This window comes from Acuticoccus sp. (genome assembly GCF_965213555.1).
GTDB lineage: Bacteria > Pseudomonadota > Alphaproteobacteria > Rhizobiales > Amorphaceae > Acuticoccus.
Window position 1 is genome coordinate 254,206 of sequence record NZ_OZ243890.1, and the last position, 14,377, is coordinate 268,582.

Consider the following 14,377-nt stretch of genomic DNA (forward strand, 5'->3'; position numbering starts at 1 on the left):
CGCGAGCGCCGCAGCGTCCGGCCTTACGGTCAGACGAAGAGGAAGACGAGCAGCGCCAACGCGAGCGCGATGGGCGATGCGATCCAAAGCGGTCCTGTCGCGAAGGCGAGCCAGCCGAGGTGGACGTAGGCAGCGGCGAGCAGCGCGATGAAGAGCCGGTCGCCGCGCGTGGTGGTGAGGCCGAGCACGCCATCACGCGGCGCGCCTCCGGGCCGCGCGAGCTCCCACACCGTCATCAGGCCGAGCGCACCGGCGATGGCGGCGAAGAAGACCGCTGTCTGCCACGTCCACGCCATCCACGCGAGGCCGATCCCTTCGCTCATGGCCTTCTCCTAGACGCGTCCCAAGGCGAAGCCCTTGGCGATGTAGTTGCGCACGAAGTAGATCACCACGGCGCCCGGCACGATGGTGAGGACGCCCGCCGCCGCGAGGAGGCCGAGCTCGTAGCCCGAGGAGGACGCCGTGCGCGTCATCACGCCGGCGATGGGCTGCGCATCGACGCTCGTCAGCGTCTTGGCGAGCAGCATCTCCACCCACGAGAACATGAAGCAGAAGAACATCGTCACGCCGACACCGCTCGCGATCAGCGGCATGAAGATCTTTATGAAAAAGCGCGGGAACGAGTAGCCGTCGATGTAGGCGGTCTCGTCGATCTCCTTCGGCACACCGGACATGAAGCCTTCGAGGATCCACACCGCGAGCGGGATGTTGAACAGGCAGTGCGCCAGCGCCACGGCCCAGTAGGTGTCGAACAGGCCCACCGAGGAGTACAGCTGGAGGAACGGCAGCGCGAACACCGCCGGCGGCGCCATCCGGTTGGTGAGCAGCCAGAAGAACAGGTGCTTGTCGCCCATGAAGCGATAGCGCGAGAACGCGTAGGCCGCCGGCAGCGCCGCCGCCACCGACAGCACCGTGTTCATGGCGACGTAGGAGATGGAGTTGATGTAGCCCCAGTACCACACGGGGTTGGTCAGGATCTCGACGTAGCTGTCGACGGTGAAGTTCTGCGGGTAGGGGCTGAAGCCGCCGAGGATCTCGTTGGTCGTCTTGAAGCTCATGTTGATGAGCCAATAGATCGGCAACATGAGGAAGACGATGTAGAGCGTCGGCACAAGCCACTTCAAGCGCACCCGGCGCGCCGGACGAGCCTCTGCCCTTGCAAGGACTGCGCCCGAGGCGCCGCCGGCCGGGACGCGCGTGTCGCCCGGGGCCTGTCCGACGGCGCTCATGCAGCCTCTCGATCGCGCGTCATCAGCGTGTAGAACACCCAGCAGACGAGGAGGGTCATCAGGAAGTAGATGATCGACATGGCCGCCGCGATGCCGAGGTTGAACTCGCCGAGCGCCGCCTTGACGAGGTCGATGGACAGGAACGTCGTCGCGTTGCCCGGCCCGCCGCCGGTCAGGACGAACGGCTCGGTGTAGATCATGAACGAGTCGATGAAGCGGAGCAGGAACGCGATGATGAGCACCTGCCGCATCTTGGGGAGCTGGATGTGGCGGAACACCGCCCAGCGCGAGGCGCCGTCGATCTTGGCGGCGCGGTAGTACGCCTCGTCGATGGACATGAGGCCGGCGTAGGCGAGGAGGACCACGAGCGAGGTCCAGTGCCACACGTCCATCAGGACGACGGTGAACCACGCCGCCGTGGGGTCGTTGGTGAAGTTGTAGGGGACGCCGAGCGCGTTGATCCCCCAGCCGAGCAGGCCGATCTCGGGCAGCGCGAAGATGTTCCACATGGCGCCCACCACGTTCCACGGCACGAGGAGGGGCAGCGCCATGAGGACGAGGCAGACCGAGACCCACGGCCCGCGGCGCGGCATGGCGAGCGCGACCGCGACGCCGAGCGGGATCTCGATGGCGAGGATGATCGCGGTGAACGCGAACTGGCGGATCAGCGAATCGTGGAAGCGCGGCGAGGCCAGCACCGCCTCGTAGTTCGTGGTGCCCGCCCAGAAGAACAGGTTGTCGCCGAAGGTCTCCTGCAGCGAGTAGTTCACCACCGTCATCAGCGGGATGACGGCGTTCATGGCGACCAGCACCAGGACCGGCAGGACCAGGAACCAGGCGCGGTTGTTCTGGGTCTTCGTCACGGGCCGACCTCGATGCGCCAGTCGTCGGCGTAGACGTTGAGGCTCGTCGGGGAGAACGCCACGCGGGGGTGGGCCGGCAGCCGCGTGTCCTCCGGCACGACCGCAGCGAGGGGGTGTCCTGCGAGGGTGCCGTGGACGATCCTCTCGCGGCCGAGGTCGTCCACGCGCAGGACCTTGAACGGCAGCCCGTGATCGCCGAGCGCCACGAACTCCGGTCGCACACCGATGCTCATGGCGGCACCCCGCGGCGCCGACACACGCCCCGGCAGCGCGATCGGCTCGCCACCGACGAGCGCGGTCCCCTCCTCGATCTCAGCCGGCAGGACGTTCATGCCCGGCGAGCCGATGAAGTGGCCGACGAAGGTGTGGGCCGGCCGCTCGAACAGCTCCTGGGGCGTGCCCGCCTGGACGACCTCTCCCTCGGTCATCACCACGACGGTGTCGGCGAAGGTGAGCGCCTCGGTCTGGTCGTGTGTGACGTAGACCATGGTGTGCCCGAACTCCCGGTGCAGCGTCTTGAGCTGCGCGCGAAGCTGCCACTTGAGGTGCGGGTCGATGACGGTGAGCGGCTCGTCGAACAGGATCGCTGCGACGTCCTCGCGCACCATGCCGCGGCCGAGGGAGATCTTCTGCTTGAGGTCGGCGGTGAGGCTCGCGGCGCGCCGGTCGGCGAGGTCCGTGAGTCCCAGCATGTCGAGGATGCGATCGACGCGCGGCCCGACGCGGGCGCGCGGGATGCCGCGGTTCCGCAGCGGGAAGGCGAGGTTCTGGCGCACCGTCATCGTGTCGTAGACGACGGGGAACTGGAACACCTGCGCGATGTTGCGCGCCTCGGGCGCGAGCGCCGTCACGTCCTCCCCGTCGAACAGGACGCGGCCCTCGGACGGCGCGAGGAGGCCGGAGATGATGTTGAGCAGCGTCGTCTTCCCGCAGCCGGACGGGCCGAGGAGGGCGAACGCGCCGCCGTCGTCGAAGGCGAGGTCGAGCCCCTTCAGGGCGTAGTCCTGCCGGCCCTTCGCCGGCCCGTAGGCATGGCGGACATGGTCGAGCCCGATCCGTGCCATCGTCAGGCCGCCAGCCGCACGCCGTCGCCGCTCACCGTGTCGCCCTCGGCGTTGAACACCAGCATGTGACGCGGCTCGAACCCGACGTTCAGCGTCGTCCCCACGGCGCCGTCGTAGATCCCCTGGATCAGCATGACGAAGCGCTCGTCGAGGCACGTCATGTGGACGTAGCTCTCCGAGCCCGTGATCTCGGCGACCACGACGGTGGCGGGCAACGCGATGGCGGTGCCACGGCCCGCCTTCGCCAGGTGATGGGGGCGGACGCCGACGACGTAGCGTCCATCACCCAAGCCGCCGAACTCCGGGGGAACGGGGAGGTCAAACCCGCTCTCATGCAGGAACGTCCCGCCGGACTTGGTGAGCGCCACCACGTTGAGCGGCGGATCGGAGAACGTGCGCGCGGTGGTGAGGCAGTTCGGCGCCCGGTAGACGTCCAATGTCGGGCCGAACTGGGTGACGCCGCCCTCAGACAGCGTCGCGGTGTTGCCACCGAGCAGGAGCGCCTCCTCCGGCTCGGCCGTCGCGTAGACGACGACCGCGCCCGACGCCTGAAAGACCTTCGGCAGCTCAGCGCGCAACTCCTCGCGCAGCTTGTAGTCGAGGTTGGCGAGCGGCTCGTCGAGGAGCACGACGGAGGCGTCCTTGGCGAGCGCGCGGGCGATGGCGGTGCGTTGCTGCTGCCCGCCGGAGAGCTGCAGCGGCAGGCGGTCGAGGTACGGCACCAGCTGCAGCAGCGCCGCGATGCGCCCCACCTGCGCCTCCACCTCGCGGCGCGGCTTGCCGGCGAGGCGCATGGGCGAGGCGATGTTCTCGCGCACCGTCATCGCGGGATAGTTGATGAACTGCTGGTAGACCATCGCGACGTCGCGCTTGCGCACCGGCACGCCCGTCACGTCGCGACCGTCGACCTGGATCGTGCCCGACGTCGGACGGTCGAGCCCCGCCATCAACCGCAGCAGGCTCGTCTTCCCGGCGAGCGTCGGGCCCAGAAGGACGTTGATCGTGCCGGGGACGAGCTCGAGCGTGACGTCATCGAGGTGCGTGACGTCTCCCACCCGCTTGCCGACGCCCCTCAGCTCGAGCATGTCCCCTCCCCTACGCGGCGAGGTCCTCGCCGCGCGTCGCACCGCGTCGGGCCTCGATGGCAGGCAGATTACGCCGCTGCGCTCGCCCTGTCGCCCCCACCCGCCATCGCGTCGTCGAGCGCCCGAGCCTCCTCGCCGCTGACGAACAGCCCGAGCTTGGTGCGGCGCCACAGGACGTCCTCGGCGGTCCGCGCCCACTCGGTGTCCATGAGGAAGCGCACCTCGCGCCACGTGAGGTCGGCGCCGAAGCCGCGCCCCAGATCCCCGGCGCGCGAGACGCCCTCAAGCAGCTGCCAGGCGCGGGTTCCGTAGAGCCGGGCGAGCCGCTCCGTCAGGGCGGACGGCAGCTCAGGATGGGCCTCGGCGAGCGTGCCGGCGAGGTCGGCCGCAGCCTCGATGGTGAGGTCGCCACCGGGCAGCGGCGCTCCTTCGGTCCACGGCCGCCCCTTGGCGCCGATCGCCCCGGCGACCTTCACCGCGACCGCCTCGGCAAGCCGACGATAGGTGGTCAGCTTGCCGCCGAACACGTTGAGGAGCGGGGGGCGCCCTCGCCCGTCCTCGAGCGTCAGGACGTAGTCGCGCGTGGCCTCCTGCGCCTTCGACGCGCCGTCGTCGAACAGCGGGCGAACGCCGGAGTAGGTCCACACGATGTCGTCCCGACCGGGTGGCTGGGCGAGGTAGTCGGCGACCGCAGCGAGGAGGTAGTCCGTCTCCTCCTCGGTGATGGCGACGTCGTGCGGCTCGCCGTCGTAGTCCCGGTCCGTGGTGCCGATCAGCGTGAACTCGCCCTCGTAGGGGATGGCGAACACGATCCGCCCGTCGCTGTTCTGGAAGATGTACGCGCCGTCGTGGTCGAACGCGCGGCGCACGACGATGTGGCTGCCCTGGACGAGGCGGACGTGGCGCGCCTCGTTGCGTCCGAGCGCGCCGCGCAGCACGTCGTCCACCCAGGGACCAGCGGCGTTCACCAGCATCCGCGCGCGCACCGTCTCGGTGCCGGCCGCGCCGCGCAGCGTGATGGACCAGCCATCGCCGTCGGGCCCCGCCGCCGTCACCGCGGTCCCGTTGCGCACGTCCGCGCCGCGGTCCGCCGCGTCCCGCGCGTTGAGCACGACGAGGCGGGCGTCGTCGACCCACAGGTCGGAGTACTCGAAGGCGCGCACGTAGTCCGCCTTGAGAGGCTCGCCGGCTGAGTCGGAGCGGAGGTCGACAGTGCGCGTCGCCGGCAGGCGCTTGCGTCCGCCGAGGTGGTCGTAGACGAACAGACCGAGGCGCAGGAGCCAGGCCGGCCGAAGCCCCCGGTGGTGCGGCAGCACGAAGCGCAGCGGTCGCACGATGTGCGGCGCCAGCGCCCACAACACCTCGCGCTCAACGAGCGCCTCGCGCACGAGGCGGAACTCGTAGTGCTCCAGGTAGCGCAGCCCGCCGTGGATCAGCTTTGTCGACCAGGACGAGGTGCCGGAGGCGAAGTCGTCCTTCTCGGCAAGCAGCACCGAGTAACCGCGGCCCGCGAGGTCGCGGGCGATGCCGCAGCCGTTGATGCCGCCGCCAATCACCAGTACGTCGAAGGTCGCACCCGTGGCCACGATCGCTCCTCCTCGTGCACGAGCGCTATTGGAACGCCGACCGGATGTCCAACAGTCCGCAGAAGTTGCACGCCCCGCTGACGGCCTCCGCCGCGTCACATGGCAAGTCGCCGCGGCCTTTGTCGGCGTCGCGCGAGCCGCTACGTTGCGTGCCATGGACGAGCCATCGGCAGACCGCCTGAAGGAGGCCCTGCGCGCCGACGGGGTGCGCATCACGCGCCAGCGCGCGGCGATCCTCAAGGTGCTGTCGGAGGCGGAGGACCACCCTGACGCCACCGAGCTGCACCGCCGCGCCCGCGACGTGGACGAGACGGTCTCGCTCGCGACGGTGTACCGCACGCTCGCGGCGCTCGAGGCGCAGGGCATCGTCCATCGGCACGTCTTCGAGGGGACGCCGGCGCGCTTCGAGACGACGAACCTGCCGCACCACGACCACATCATCGACGTGGAAAGCGGCGAGGTGATCGAGTTCGCGTCCGACAAGATCGAGCGACTGCAAGCCGAGATCGCCGAGGAGCTCGGCTACGAGGTCGTGCGCCACCGCCTCGAGCTATACTGCCGGCGCAAGCCGCGCCGGTCCTAAGCCCAGCGCCCCTCACAGGTTCCAAGGCGACGCGGCGATGCGCATCGCCATGGATCGGCGCCGCGCGCTTGACGGTCGCCTGCCGCTCCAGCAACGGGAGGCGCGACGCTCGGCACGCGACCTCGCCGAGGCGAAGGACGTAAAGGAGGACGGACATGGCGGCGATCCCCAGCGAGACGGTCCTGTCCACCCGGCATTACACTGACGACCTGTTCGCCTTCCGCACCACGCGCCCGGCCTCGTTCCGCTTCCGCTCGGGCGAGTTCGCCATGCTGGGGCTGATGGCGAACGGCAAGCCGCTGCTGCGCGCCTACTCCATCGCCTCGCCCAACTGGGCCGAGGAGCTCGAGTTCTTCTCGATCAAGGTGCCGGAGGGGCCGCTCACGTCGCGGCTCGCCAAGATCGCGCCGGGGGACCAGATCCTCCTGAAGCCGCGGCCCACCGGCACGCTGGTGCTCGACGCGCTGCTGCCGGGCCGCACGCTGTGGCTCGTCTCGACGGGGACGGGCATCGCGCCGTTCGCCTCGGTGGCCCGCGATCCCGAGACGTACGAGCGGTTCGCGCGCGTCATCCTGACCCACACCTGCCGCACGCAGGCCGAGCTTCAGTACGGGATCGACGTCGTCGACGGCATCCGCGCCGACGCGCTGCTGTCGGAGGTGGTGGGCGACCGGCTGACCCACGTCGCATCGGTGACCCGGGAGGACGCCGGCCCCGGCCGCCTCGAGGGCCGCATCACGCGCCTCATCGAGGCGGGCGAGCTGTTCGAGGCGACTGGCACGCGTCCTTGGTCGCCGGATGAGGACCGCGTGATGCTGTGCGGCTCGACCGCGATGCTCGCCGACACGCGCGCGCTGTGCGAGCGGGCTGGTCTCGAGGAGGGCTCGAACGCCCAGCCCGGTCGCTTCGTGGTGGAGAAGGCGTTCGTCGGGTGAGGAGCCGCGTGCCGCTCAGCGCTGGGCCAGCACCGGGTTGCGCAGGGTCCCCACGGCACCGACGGCGACCTCGATCACGTCGCCGTCCCTCAGCCACACCGGCGGATCGCGCCGCTCGCCGACGCCGCCGGGCGTGCCCGTCGCGATGACGTCGCCCGGCTCGAGCGGCGTGAAGGACGACACGTAGGCGATGACGTCCGGGATCGAGAAGATGAGGTCGGCCAGGCTCGCCGACTGCATGACCTCGCCGTTCAACCGCGTCTCGATGGGCAGCGCCGTGACGTCCCCCACCTCGTCGGGCGTCACCAGCGCCGGACCGAAGGCGCCGGTGCCGGGGAAGTTCTTGCCCGGCGTGAACTGGCCGGTGTGGCGCTGGAAGTCGCGCACCGAGCCGTCCATGAACGGGGCGTAGCCGGCGATGTGGTCCCACGCGGCGTCGGCGGCGATGTCGCGGCCGCCGCGGCCGATGACGAGGGCGAGCTCGCCCTCGTAGTCGAGGTTGTCGGAGGCCCTCGGCTTGATGACCGGCGCGCCGTCGGCGACCAGCGTGTCGGCGAAGCGCGTGAAGATCGTGGGGTGACCCACCGCCGCACGCTGCGTCTCCTCGCGGTGGGCGACGTAGTTGACGCCCACGCACAGCACCTTGCCAGGGTCGGGGATGACCGGCAGGAGCGTGACGTCGGCGAGCGCGAGCTCGGCGGAGCGACCCGCGACCGCCCGCGCCGCCTCGCCGAGGAGGTCCTCCGCGATCGCCTCCTTCAGGGAGTGGGTGCCGGGGATCTGCCGCGACAGGTCGACGACGCCACCGGGCACCAGCACGCCGAAGGACGGCCGTCCGCACCGCACATAGGAGACGTAGCGCATCAAGCCCTCCCTCGTTCGCCCTCGGGACGGTTGGCGTCCCGCGAGCGCGATCCCGCAGGCGTATCCTCCTGCCCGGACTGCGACGTCAACCCGTCGCCGGCCGAGCGGGGACGTCGGAGGAGCTGCTGTTGCAATGGCCGTCGGCGGGGGCTAGATGAGGCCTCCGCGGCGCCCTGGGCCGCCGCACGGCAGGCGCCGGTAGCTCAGCTGGATAGAGCACCAGACTACGAATCTGGGGGTCGGGGGTTCGAATCCTCCCCGGCGCGCCATCGTTCGCGACGCAGTCGCGGCTCGGCTGTGGAGCCCCCCGCCCGACGACCGGCGCCCCTCCTCGGCCATCGGCGACGTCGTCACGGCGGTCGTCCGACGAACACCCGCCTCGCCCGCCTCCCCTCCCTGTTGGCTTTCGCCGCTGCGACTGTAACCTGGACGCAAACCGGCCGAAGACCGGACTAGGGGAGGCGCGCGATGCGAGCCGTTGCAACCTTCGTGCGCGCCGTGGACAGCCTGAACGAGGCGGTCGGCCGCGTTGCCGCGTGGCTCACCCTCGCGACCGTGCTGATCTGCGCGGTCGTCGTCGTCCTGCGCTATGCGTTCAGCATCGGCTTCATCTGGCTGCAGGAGCTGTTCGTGTGGACCTACGCCGGCGTCTTCATGCTCGGCGCTGGCTACACGCTGCTGCACGAGGGTCATGTCCGCGTCGACATCTTCTACGCCCGCGCCACGCGGCGCACGCGCGCGATCGTCGACCTGATCGGCGCCTTCGTCTTCCTCCTGCCGTGGGTCGTCCTCACCGCGTGGATGGCCTGGCCGTACGTGACGGCGTCGTGGGTGCTCGGCGAGGGCTCGGCACAGACGGGTGGGATGCCCGCAGTCTACGTCCTGAAGTCCGTCCTCCTCGTATTCTGCACGCTCCTCGGCCTGCAGGGGCTGGCGCTCGCGGGGCGCAGCCTCTTGACGCTCGCGGGTGCGCCCGAGCCGCCGTCGGATGCTCGGCAGGAACGCCCTTGATGTCGCCCGCGCTCGTCGGGGAGGCGCTCGCGATCCTCCTTTTCGCTGCGACCATCGTCGGCGTGATGATGGGCTTCCCCGTCGCCTTCACCCTCGCCGGCATGTCGCTGATCTTCGCGACGCTCGGAGCCGTGCTCGGCGTGTTCGACCTCGCGCTCTTCCTGGGCCTGCCTTCGCGGTACTTCGGTGTGATGGTGAACGAGGTGCTCGTCGCCGTGCCCCTCTTCGTCTTCATGGGGGTGATGCTGGAGCGGTCGAAGATCGCGACCGCGCTCCTCGAGACGATGGGCCAGCTGTTCGGAAGGTTGCGCGGCGGGCTCGGCATCTCGGTCGTCATCGTCGGTGCGCTGCTCGCCGCGTCGACGGGGATCGTCGGCGCGACCGTCGTCACGATGGGGCTGCTCAGCCTGCCCGCAATGCTGCGCGCGGGCTACGACCCGAAGCTCGCCGCCGGCGTCGTCTGCGCGTCGGGGACGCTCGGCCAGATCGTCCCACCGTCGGTGGTCCTGATCTTCCTCGGCGACATCCTTGCCGGCGCGAACACGATGGCGCAGCTCGCCAAGGGGAACTTCTCCCCCGAGCCCGTCTCGGTCGGCGACCTGTTCGCGGGCGCGCTGATCCCGGGATTGATCCTCATCCTGCTCTACATGGGCTACGTGGTCGTCCAGGCGCTGGTGAATCCGCAGAGCTGCCCGCCGCTCGCGATGACCGACGAGGAGCGCCGAACGCTGCCGTCACGTGTCCTGTCGGCGCTGGTGCCGCCGCTCCTCCTCATCGTCGCCGTGCTCGGCTCGATCCTGGGCGGAATCGCGACGCCCACGGAGTCGGCCTCCATCGGCGCGCTCGGCGCGATGGTCCTCGCCGCCACCAAGGGGCAGCTCACCTTCCCGAACCTCACCGCGGTGATGCGCTCGACGATGCTGATCAGCTCGCTCGTGTTCGTCATCGTGCTTGGCGCATCGGTGTTCTCCCTCGTGTTCCGCGGGCTCGGCGGCGAGCTCCTCGTCGAGGACGTGCTCGGGGCGATGCCCGGTGGCACGTCGGGCGCCGTGCTCGCCGTGATGGCGTTGATGTTCGCGCTGGGCTTCTTCCTCGACACCTTCGAGATCATCCTCATCGTCGTGCCCATCACCGCGCCAGTGCTGCTCATGCTCGACGTCGATCCCATCTGGCTCGGCGTGATGATCGGCGTGAACCTTCAAACGAGCTTCCTCACGCCGCCCGTCGGCTTCGCGCTGTTCTACCTGCGCGGCGTCGCTCCGCCCGAGTTGACGACGGGCCACATCTATCGCGGCGTCGCGCCGTTCGTCGCCCTGCAGCTCATGGCGATGGCTCTCATCTGGACGGTGCCTGCGACCGCGACCTGGCTGCCCGACGTGATCTTCGGCGCGCCGCCCGCGATCGTGCGGGAGGGCGCGCCGATCGTGCCGGACGACGGCGGGCTCGACCGCGATCCGACGCTCGACGCACCGGCCGACACGGGTGGAGGCACCGGAGGCAGCTCGGTGCTCGACGACATCCTCGGGGACCGGGACTTCCTCCTGCCCGAGCCCCAGTAAGCGCCGGGCCGCGGGGGCCCGGAGCGATCACATCATCAGCCGTAGGTGTAGTCGAGCAGGCGCGCGTTCATGAAGGCCTGCTCGCCGATGCGGCTCCAGGCCATCAGCTCGCGGCGCGCCTTGAGGAACGATTCCGTCGTCTCCTTGGTCAGCGGGTCGCCGGTGTCGCGCAGGCTCGCGATGACCTCGCCCGACGCCTCGCCCCAGGCCTGGAGCACGTCGGTCGGGAACCGCTTCAGCTGGACGCCGTGCTCGCGGACCAGGACGTCGAGGGCGCCACCGTTGCGGTAGTTGAACTCGGCCGTGAAGCGCTCGCTCTCGTCGCCCACCGCGGCGGCGACGATGCGCTGGACGTCGTTGGGCAGCGCCTCGAACTTCGCCTTGTCGACGGTGAACTCCGCGGCCGTGCCGGGCTCGTGCATCCCCGGCCAGTAGTAGTATTGGGCGACCTTGTAGAAGCCCGGAGCGAGGTCGTTGAACGGCCCGACCCACTCCGTCGCGTCGATGGTGCCCGACTGCAGCGCGGAGAAGATCTCGCCGACCGGGAGGCTGATCGTCGTCACGCCGAGCTTGCTCAGCGCCTCGCCGCCGAGCCCGGGGATGCGCATCTTCAGCCCCTGGAGGTCGGCGACCGTGTTGATCTCCTTGTTGTACCAGCCGCCCATCTGCACGCCCGTCGAGCCGGCGGACCAGCCCTTCAGCCCGAAGCCGTCGTAGACCCTGTCCCACAGCTCCTGACCGCCGCCGAACTTCATCCAGGCGTTGAGCTCGCCCGTGGTCATGCCGAACGGCACCGTGGAGAAGAAGTTGAGCGCCTTCGACTTGTTCTGCCAGTAGTACGGCGTCGCGTGCATGCAGTCGGCCGCGCCGCCGGTGACGGCGTCGAAGCTCTCGAATGCAGGGACGATCTCGCCTGCCCCGAACACCTTGATGTTGAGCCGGCCGTCGGTCAGCTCACCGATCGTCTGGGCGAGGCGCTCCGCGCTCGTGCCCTGGCCCGGGAAGTTCTTAGGCCAGGTGGTGACCATCCGCCACTCGGTGCGGTTCTGGGAGATCGCCGGCGCGGCAAGGCTTGCCGTTGCCGCAACGGCGGCCGTCCCACCGGCCGCCTTCAGGAAGGTGCGCCTCTCCATGATGTCTCCTCCGTTGATGTTCTTGGAGGGCGCATCCTCATTCCGTTTGCGGAAGGTGTCCAGGGCAGGAGGGAGCGCGCCTCCGCCCGAGCCCGCTCGGGATGGCGCCGCCTGCGGACGACCGTCGCCCTGGCGTCGCATCGGGATGGGTGGCTCGCCGGGCGGCTCAGCGCTGCAGCTCGGTGCGGTCGCGACGCTTCAGCCAGGCAAGGTAGTACGGCGCGAGCCTGCGCCCGAGGCCGTGCAGCGGCAGCGGGGCGACGTCCGACACCGGCAGGGCGAGCTCTCGCTCCCGCATGCCGCGCGCCGCCGCTGCGAGCTCGCGGCCGAGCGAGACGGCCAGCGCGACGCCGCGTCCGTTGCAGCCGATCCACGTCCAAGCGCCCGGCCCGAGGCGGTGGACGCGCGGGAAGCGGTCCCACGTCATCGCGATCCTGCCCGACCAAACGTGCGTCATGCGCACCTCGCCGAGCTCGGGGTAGGCCTCGGCGAGCCGCCGCGCGCCGGCGGCCGCCACGCGCTCGGCCTCGCGGAAGGGCCCGAGCACCGCGCCGCCGGTCACCAGGCGATGGCGCGCGTCGTAGCGGAAGAAGCGCAGGTCGCCACGCGTGTCGGACACCGCTTGGCGGCCGGGGAGCAGTGAGGCGCGCAGGTTGTCGCCCACCGGCTCGGTGGCCATCTGCCAGGACAGGACCGGCACAATGGTGCGCGCCAGGCGTGGGGCAAGCGCCGTCGCCGCGCCGTCGGTGTAGGCTTGGGTGGCAAGGACCATCGCGTCCGCCTGCACCTGCCCGCCGGGAGTGTCGAGGCGCCAGCGACCGCCGCTGCGCTCGAAGCCGGTGACCGGCGTCCCCTCGTGCACGGTGGCGCCGTGGCGCTCGGCCGCCGCCGCGAGGCCCCGGGCAAGGGCGAGGGGGTTGATGTGCCCGCCCGTGGGGTTGAGCATCCCGCCGTACCAGAAGTCGGTGCCGAGGATGGCGCGCGCCCCTTCGCGGTCGACGAGCTCGGCGGGGAAGCCGAAGCGGCGCCACGCGTCGACGCGGCGCTCGCTGAGGCGGATGCGGCCGGGCGAGTGCGCGGGCTGGAACCATCCGGTCCGCTCGGCCTCCGCGTCGATCGCCTCCTGCTCGGCAAGGTCGAAGAGGACGCTCGCGCTGTGGCCGATCAGCCGCACGAGCCGCTCGCCGGCCTCACCGTGGCGCTCGACGATGGCGTCCGGCTCGGCGGCGGTGAGCGTCGGGATGACCTGTCCGTTGTTGCGCCCCGATGCGCCCCAGCCGACGGCGTTCGCCTCCAGCAGGCGGACCACGGCGCCGCGCTTGGCGAGGTGGAGCGCGGCGGACAGGCCGGTGAAGCCGCCGCCGACGACCGCGACGTCCGCCTCGACGTCGCCGGCGAGCGGCGGCGCCGGGGCGCGCGGAGGCGTCACCGCGGCCCACAGGGATGGCGGGAACGGGGCGATCATGCGGTCTCTCGGGTCGCAGGCGTCGTCCGCGAGCGGTTGCTCGCCGCCGCAGGACGCGCGCATCCGCGACGCCCCGCGCGGCTGCGGCGGAGGCTGCCGACGGCGGGGAGCGTGGCTGCGATGTCACGCGAGGCGGCTTGCTCGACGATCGGGTCCGGTCCTCCAGCGCCAGCGAAGCGACAGCGCCGCCCCGTCGTGGAATGCATGACGGCCGCCGCGCGCATGTCAACTGGACCCGCACCACGGCGCTCGGCGACCAACGCAGGAGGGACCTCAGCCCATGAGCCAGGACGTCAGCGGCTGGACCGTGTGGATCACCGGCGCGGGAAGCGGCATCGGCGCCGCCATGGCACGACGCTTCGCCGGCGCCGGCGCCACGGTGGCGTTGACGGGCCGCACCGCCGACAAGCTCGAGGCCGTCGCCGCCGCGTCGGGTCCGAACGTCGAGGTCCACCCCTGCGACGTCACCGACCGCGACGGCCTCGCCGCGATCGCCCAAGCGCTCGTAGATCGTACCGGCCGCATCGACGTGCTGTGCAACAACGCCGGCCTCAACATCCCGCGACGCAACTGGGACGACATCGACTGGGCCGCCTGGGACAAGGTCCTCGACGTCAACATCAAGGGCGTGATGAACGCCATCGCCGCGGTGCTGCCGACGATGCGGGCCCGCGGCGGCGGCGTCATCATCAACACCTCGTCCTGGGCCGGGCGCTTCCACTCCAACGTGTCCGGCGTCGCCTACGGTGCGTCGAAGTTCGCCGTCACCGACATCAGCGCCAGCCTCAACTCGCAGGAGGGCAAGAACGGCATCAGGTCGTGCGCGCTGTGCCCGGCCGAGGTCGCGACGGAGCTCCTCGCAGGCCGGCCCGGATGGGACCCGTCCCAGGCCGCCGACATCATCCAGCCGGAGGACCTCGCGGACGCCGCGCTGTTCGTCGCTACGATGAACCCGAAGGTCGCGGTCCACGAGCTCACCATCGCGCCCGTCCGCCGCTGA

General features: G+C 70.7%; 14 protein-coding genes and 1 tRNA gene. 6 read left to right on the forward strand and 9 right to left on the reverse strand.

Features of this window, described 5'->3' with window-relative positions; all coding sequences use genetic code 11:
- Positions 1 to 29 precede the first annotated feature (29 nt).
- The 6 genes from ACOOE8_RS01430 to glpD all read right to left on the reverse strand — a co-directional run bounded on the left by ACOOE8_RS01430 (position 30) and on the right by glpD (position 5,827).
- Positions 30 to 323, reverse strand: coding sequence for a DUF2160 domain-containing protein (locus ACOOE8_RS01430; RefSeq protein ID WP_420393129.1), 294 nt, complete (start codon positions 321 to 323; stop codon positions 30 to 32).
- 9 nt (positions 324 to 332) lie between these two features.
- Positions 333 to 1,085, reverse strand: coding sequence for a carbohydrate ABC transporter permease (locus tag ACOOE8_RS01435; RefSeq protein ID WP_420394593.1), 753 nt, complete (start codon positions 1,083 to 1,085; stop codon positions 333 to 335).
- Between the two features lie 140 nt (positions 1,086 to 1,225).
- Positions 1,226 to 2,092, reverse strand: a complete 867-nt coding sequence (locus ACOOE8_RS01440) for a carbohydrate ABC transporter permease (protein WP_420393130.1) — start codon at positions 2,090 to 2,092, stop codon at positions 1,226 to 1,228.
- The gene (locus ACOOE8_RS01445) at positions 2,089 to 3,156 is read right to left on the reverse strand and encodes an ABC transporter ATP-binding protein (RefSeq protein WP_420393131.1); all 1,068 of its coding nucleotides are present in this window, start codon (positions 3,154 to 3,156) and stop codon (positions 2,089 to 2,091) included. The genes ACOOE8_RS01440 and ACOOE8_RS01445 overlap by 4 nt, the downstream gene beginning before the upstream one ends.
- A gap of 2 nt (positions 3,157 to 3,158) precedes the next feature.
- On the reverse strand, positions 3,159 to 4,241 hold the full coding sequence (locus ACOOE8_RS01450) for an ABC transporter ATP-binding protein (RefSeq protein WP_420393132.1): 1,083 nt from the start codon (positions 4,239 to 4,241) through the stop codon (positions 3,159 to 3,161).
- Between the two features lie 68 nt (positions 4,242 to 4,309).
- Positions 4,310 to 5,827, reverse strand: a complete 1,518-nt coding sequence (gene glpD, locus ACOOE8_RS01455; protein ID WP_420393133.1) for a glycerol-3-phosphate dehydrogenase — start codon at positions 5,825 to 5,827, stop codon at positions 4,310 to 4,312.
- Between the two features lie 154 nt (positions 5,828 to 5,981).
- On the opposite strand from glpD, the gene ACOOE8_RS01460 reads away from it, so the two are divergent.
- Positions 5,982 to 6,410: a Fur family transcriptional regulator gene (locus tag ACOOE8_RS01460; RefSeq protein WP_420393134.1), complete on the forward strand. Its 429-nt coding sequence runs from the start codon at positions 5,982 to 5,984 to the stop codon at positions 6,408 to 6,410.
- A 155-nt stretch (positions 6,411 to 6,565) separates the two neighbouring features.
- Positions 6,566 to 7,345 carry a ferredoxin--NADP reductase gene (locus ACOOE8_RS01465; protein ID WP_420393135.1) on the forward strand — a complete coding sequence of 260 codons (780 nt, stop codon included), beginning with the start codon at positions 6,566 to 6,568 and terminating at the stop codon, positions 7,343 to 7,345.
- Between the two features lie 15 nt (positions 7,346 to 7,360).
- On the opposite strand, the gene ACOOE8_RS01470 is transcribed toward ACOOE8_RS01465, so the two are convergent.
- Positions 7,361 to 8,209 carry a fumarylacetoacetate hydrolase family protein gene (locus tag ACOOE8_RS01470; protein ID WP_420393136.1) on the reverse strand — a complete coding sequence of 283 codons (849 nt, stop codon included), beginning with the start codon at positions 8,207 to 8,209 and terminating at the stop codon, positions 7,361 to 7,363.
- A gap of 192 nt (positions 8,210 to 8,401) precedes the next feature.
- Between ACOOE8_RS01470 and ACOOE8_RS01475 the strand changes: the two genes are divergently transcribed.
- The 3 genes from ACOOE8_RS01475 to ACOOE8_RS01485 all read left to right on the forward strand — a co-directional run bounded on the left by ACOOE8_RS01475 (position 8,402) and on the right by ACOOE8_RS01485 (position 10,779).
- A tRNA-Arg gene (locus ACOOE8_RS01475) sits at positions 8,402 to 8,478 on the forward strand.
- A gap of 199 nt (positions 8,479 to 8,677) precedes the next feature.
- Positions 8,678 to 9,220 carry a TRAP transporter small permease subunit gene (locus tag ACOOE8_RS01480; protein WP_420393137.1) on the forward strand — a complete coding sequence of 181 codons (543 nt, stop codon included), beginning with the start codon at positions 8,678 to 8,680 and terminating at the stop codon, positions 9,218 to 9,220.
- Entirely contained in the window at positions 9,220 to 10,779 is a 1,560-nt protein-coding gene (locus ACOOE8_RS01485) for a TRAP transporter large permease (RefSeq protein WP_420393138.1), read from the forward strand. Before ACOOE8_RS01480 ends, ACOOE8_RS01485 begins: the two co-directional genes overlap by 1 nt.
- Before the next feature lie 35 nt (positions 10,780 to 10,814).
- On the opposite strand, the gene ACOOE8_RS01490 is transcribed toward ACOOE8_RS01485, so the two are convergent.
- Together ACOOE8_RS01490 and ACOOE8_RS01495 are read right to left on the reverse strand one after the other, a co-directional pair.
- Entirely contained in the window at positions 10,815 to 11,912 is a 1,098-nt protein-coding gene (locus ACOOE8_RS01490) for a TRAP transporter substrate-binding protein (RefSeq protein ID WP_420393139.1), read from the reverse strand.
- 166 nt (positions 11,913 to 12,078) lie between these two features.
- Entirely contained in the window at positions 12,079 to 13,377 is a 1,299-nt protein-coding gene (locus tag ACOOE8_RS01495) for an NAD(P)/FAD-dependent oxidoreductase (protein WP_420393140.1), read from the reverse strand.
- A gap of 280 nt (positions 13,378 to 13,657) precedes the next feature.
- Between ACOOE8_RS01495 and ACOOE8_RS01500 the strand changes: the two genes are divergently transcribed.
- Positions 13,658 to 14,377, forward strand: a complete 720-nt coding sequence (locus ACOOE8_RS01500; RefSeq protein ID WP_420393141.1) for an SDR family oxidoreductase — start codon at positions 13,658 to 13,660, stop codon at positions 14,375 to 14,377.

What these genes read in the sequence shown, in the direction of transcription:
- ACOOE8_RS01465 (WP_420393135.1), top strand. Translation starts at nt 6,566, where the DNA reads ATGGCGGCGATCCCCAGCGAGACGGTCCTGTCCACCCGGCATTACACT.
- ACOOE8_RS01445 (WP_420393131.1), bottom strand. Translation starts at nt 3,156, where the DNA reads ATGGCACGGATCGGGCTCGACCATGTCCGCCATGCCTACGGGCCGGCG.
- ACOOE8_RS01470 (WP_420393136.1), bottom strand. Translation starts at nt 8,209, where the DNA reads ATGCGCTACGTCTCCTATGTGCGGTGCGGACGGCCGTCCTTCGGCGTG.
- ACOOE8_RS01460 (WP_420393134.1), top strand. Translation starts at nt 5,982, where the DNA reads ATGGACGAGCCATCGGCAGACCGCCTGAAGGAGGCCCTGCGCGCCGAC.
- ACOOE8_RS01480 (WP_420393137.1), top strand. Translation starts at nt 8,678, where the DNA reads ATGCGAGCCGTTGCAACCTTCGTGCGCGCCGTGGACAGCCTGAACGAG.
- ACOOE8_RS01490 (WP_420393139.1), bottom strand. Translation starts at nt 11,912, where the DNA reads ATGGAGAGGCGCACCTTCCTGAAGGCGGCCGGTGGGACGGCCGCCGTT.
- ACOOE8_RS01485 (WP_420393138.1), top strand. Translation starts at nt 9,220, where the DNA reads ATGTCGCCCGCGCTCGTCGGGGAGGCGCTCGCGATCCTCCTTTTCGCT.
- ACOOE8_RS01450 (WP_420393132.1), bottom strand. Translation starts at nt 4,241, where the DNA reads ATGCTCGAGCTGAGGGGCGTCGGCAAGCGGGTGGGAGACGTCACGCAC.
- ACOOE8_RS01500 (WP_420393141.1), top strand. Translation starts at nt 13,658, where the DNA reads ATGAGCCAGGACGTCAGCGGCTGGACCGTGTGGATCACCGGCGCGGGA.
- ACOOE8_RS01430 (WP_420393129.1), bottom strand. Translation starts at nt 323, where the DNA reads ATGAGCGAAGGGATCGGCCTCGCGTGGATGGCGTGGACGTGGCAGACA.
- ACOOE8_RS01435 (WP_420394593.1), bottom strand. Translation starts at nt 1,085, where the DNA reads ATGTTGCCGATCTATTGGCTCATCAACATGAGCTTCAAGACGACCAAC.
- ACOOE8_RS01495 (WP_420393140.1), bottom strand. Translation starts at nt 13,377, where the DNA reads ATGATCGCCCCGTTCCCGCCATCCCTGTGGGCCGCGGTGACGCCTCCG.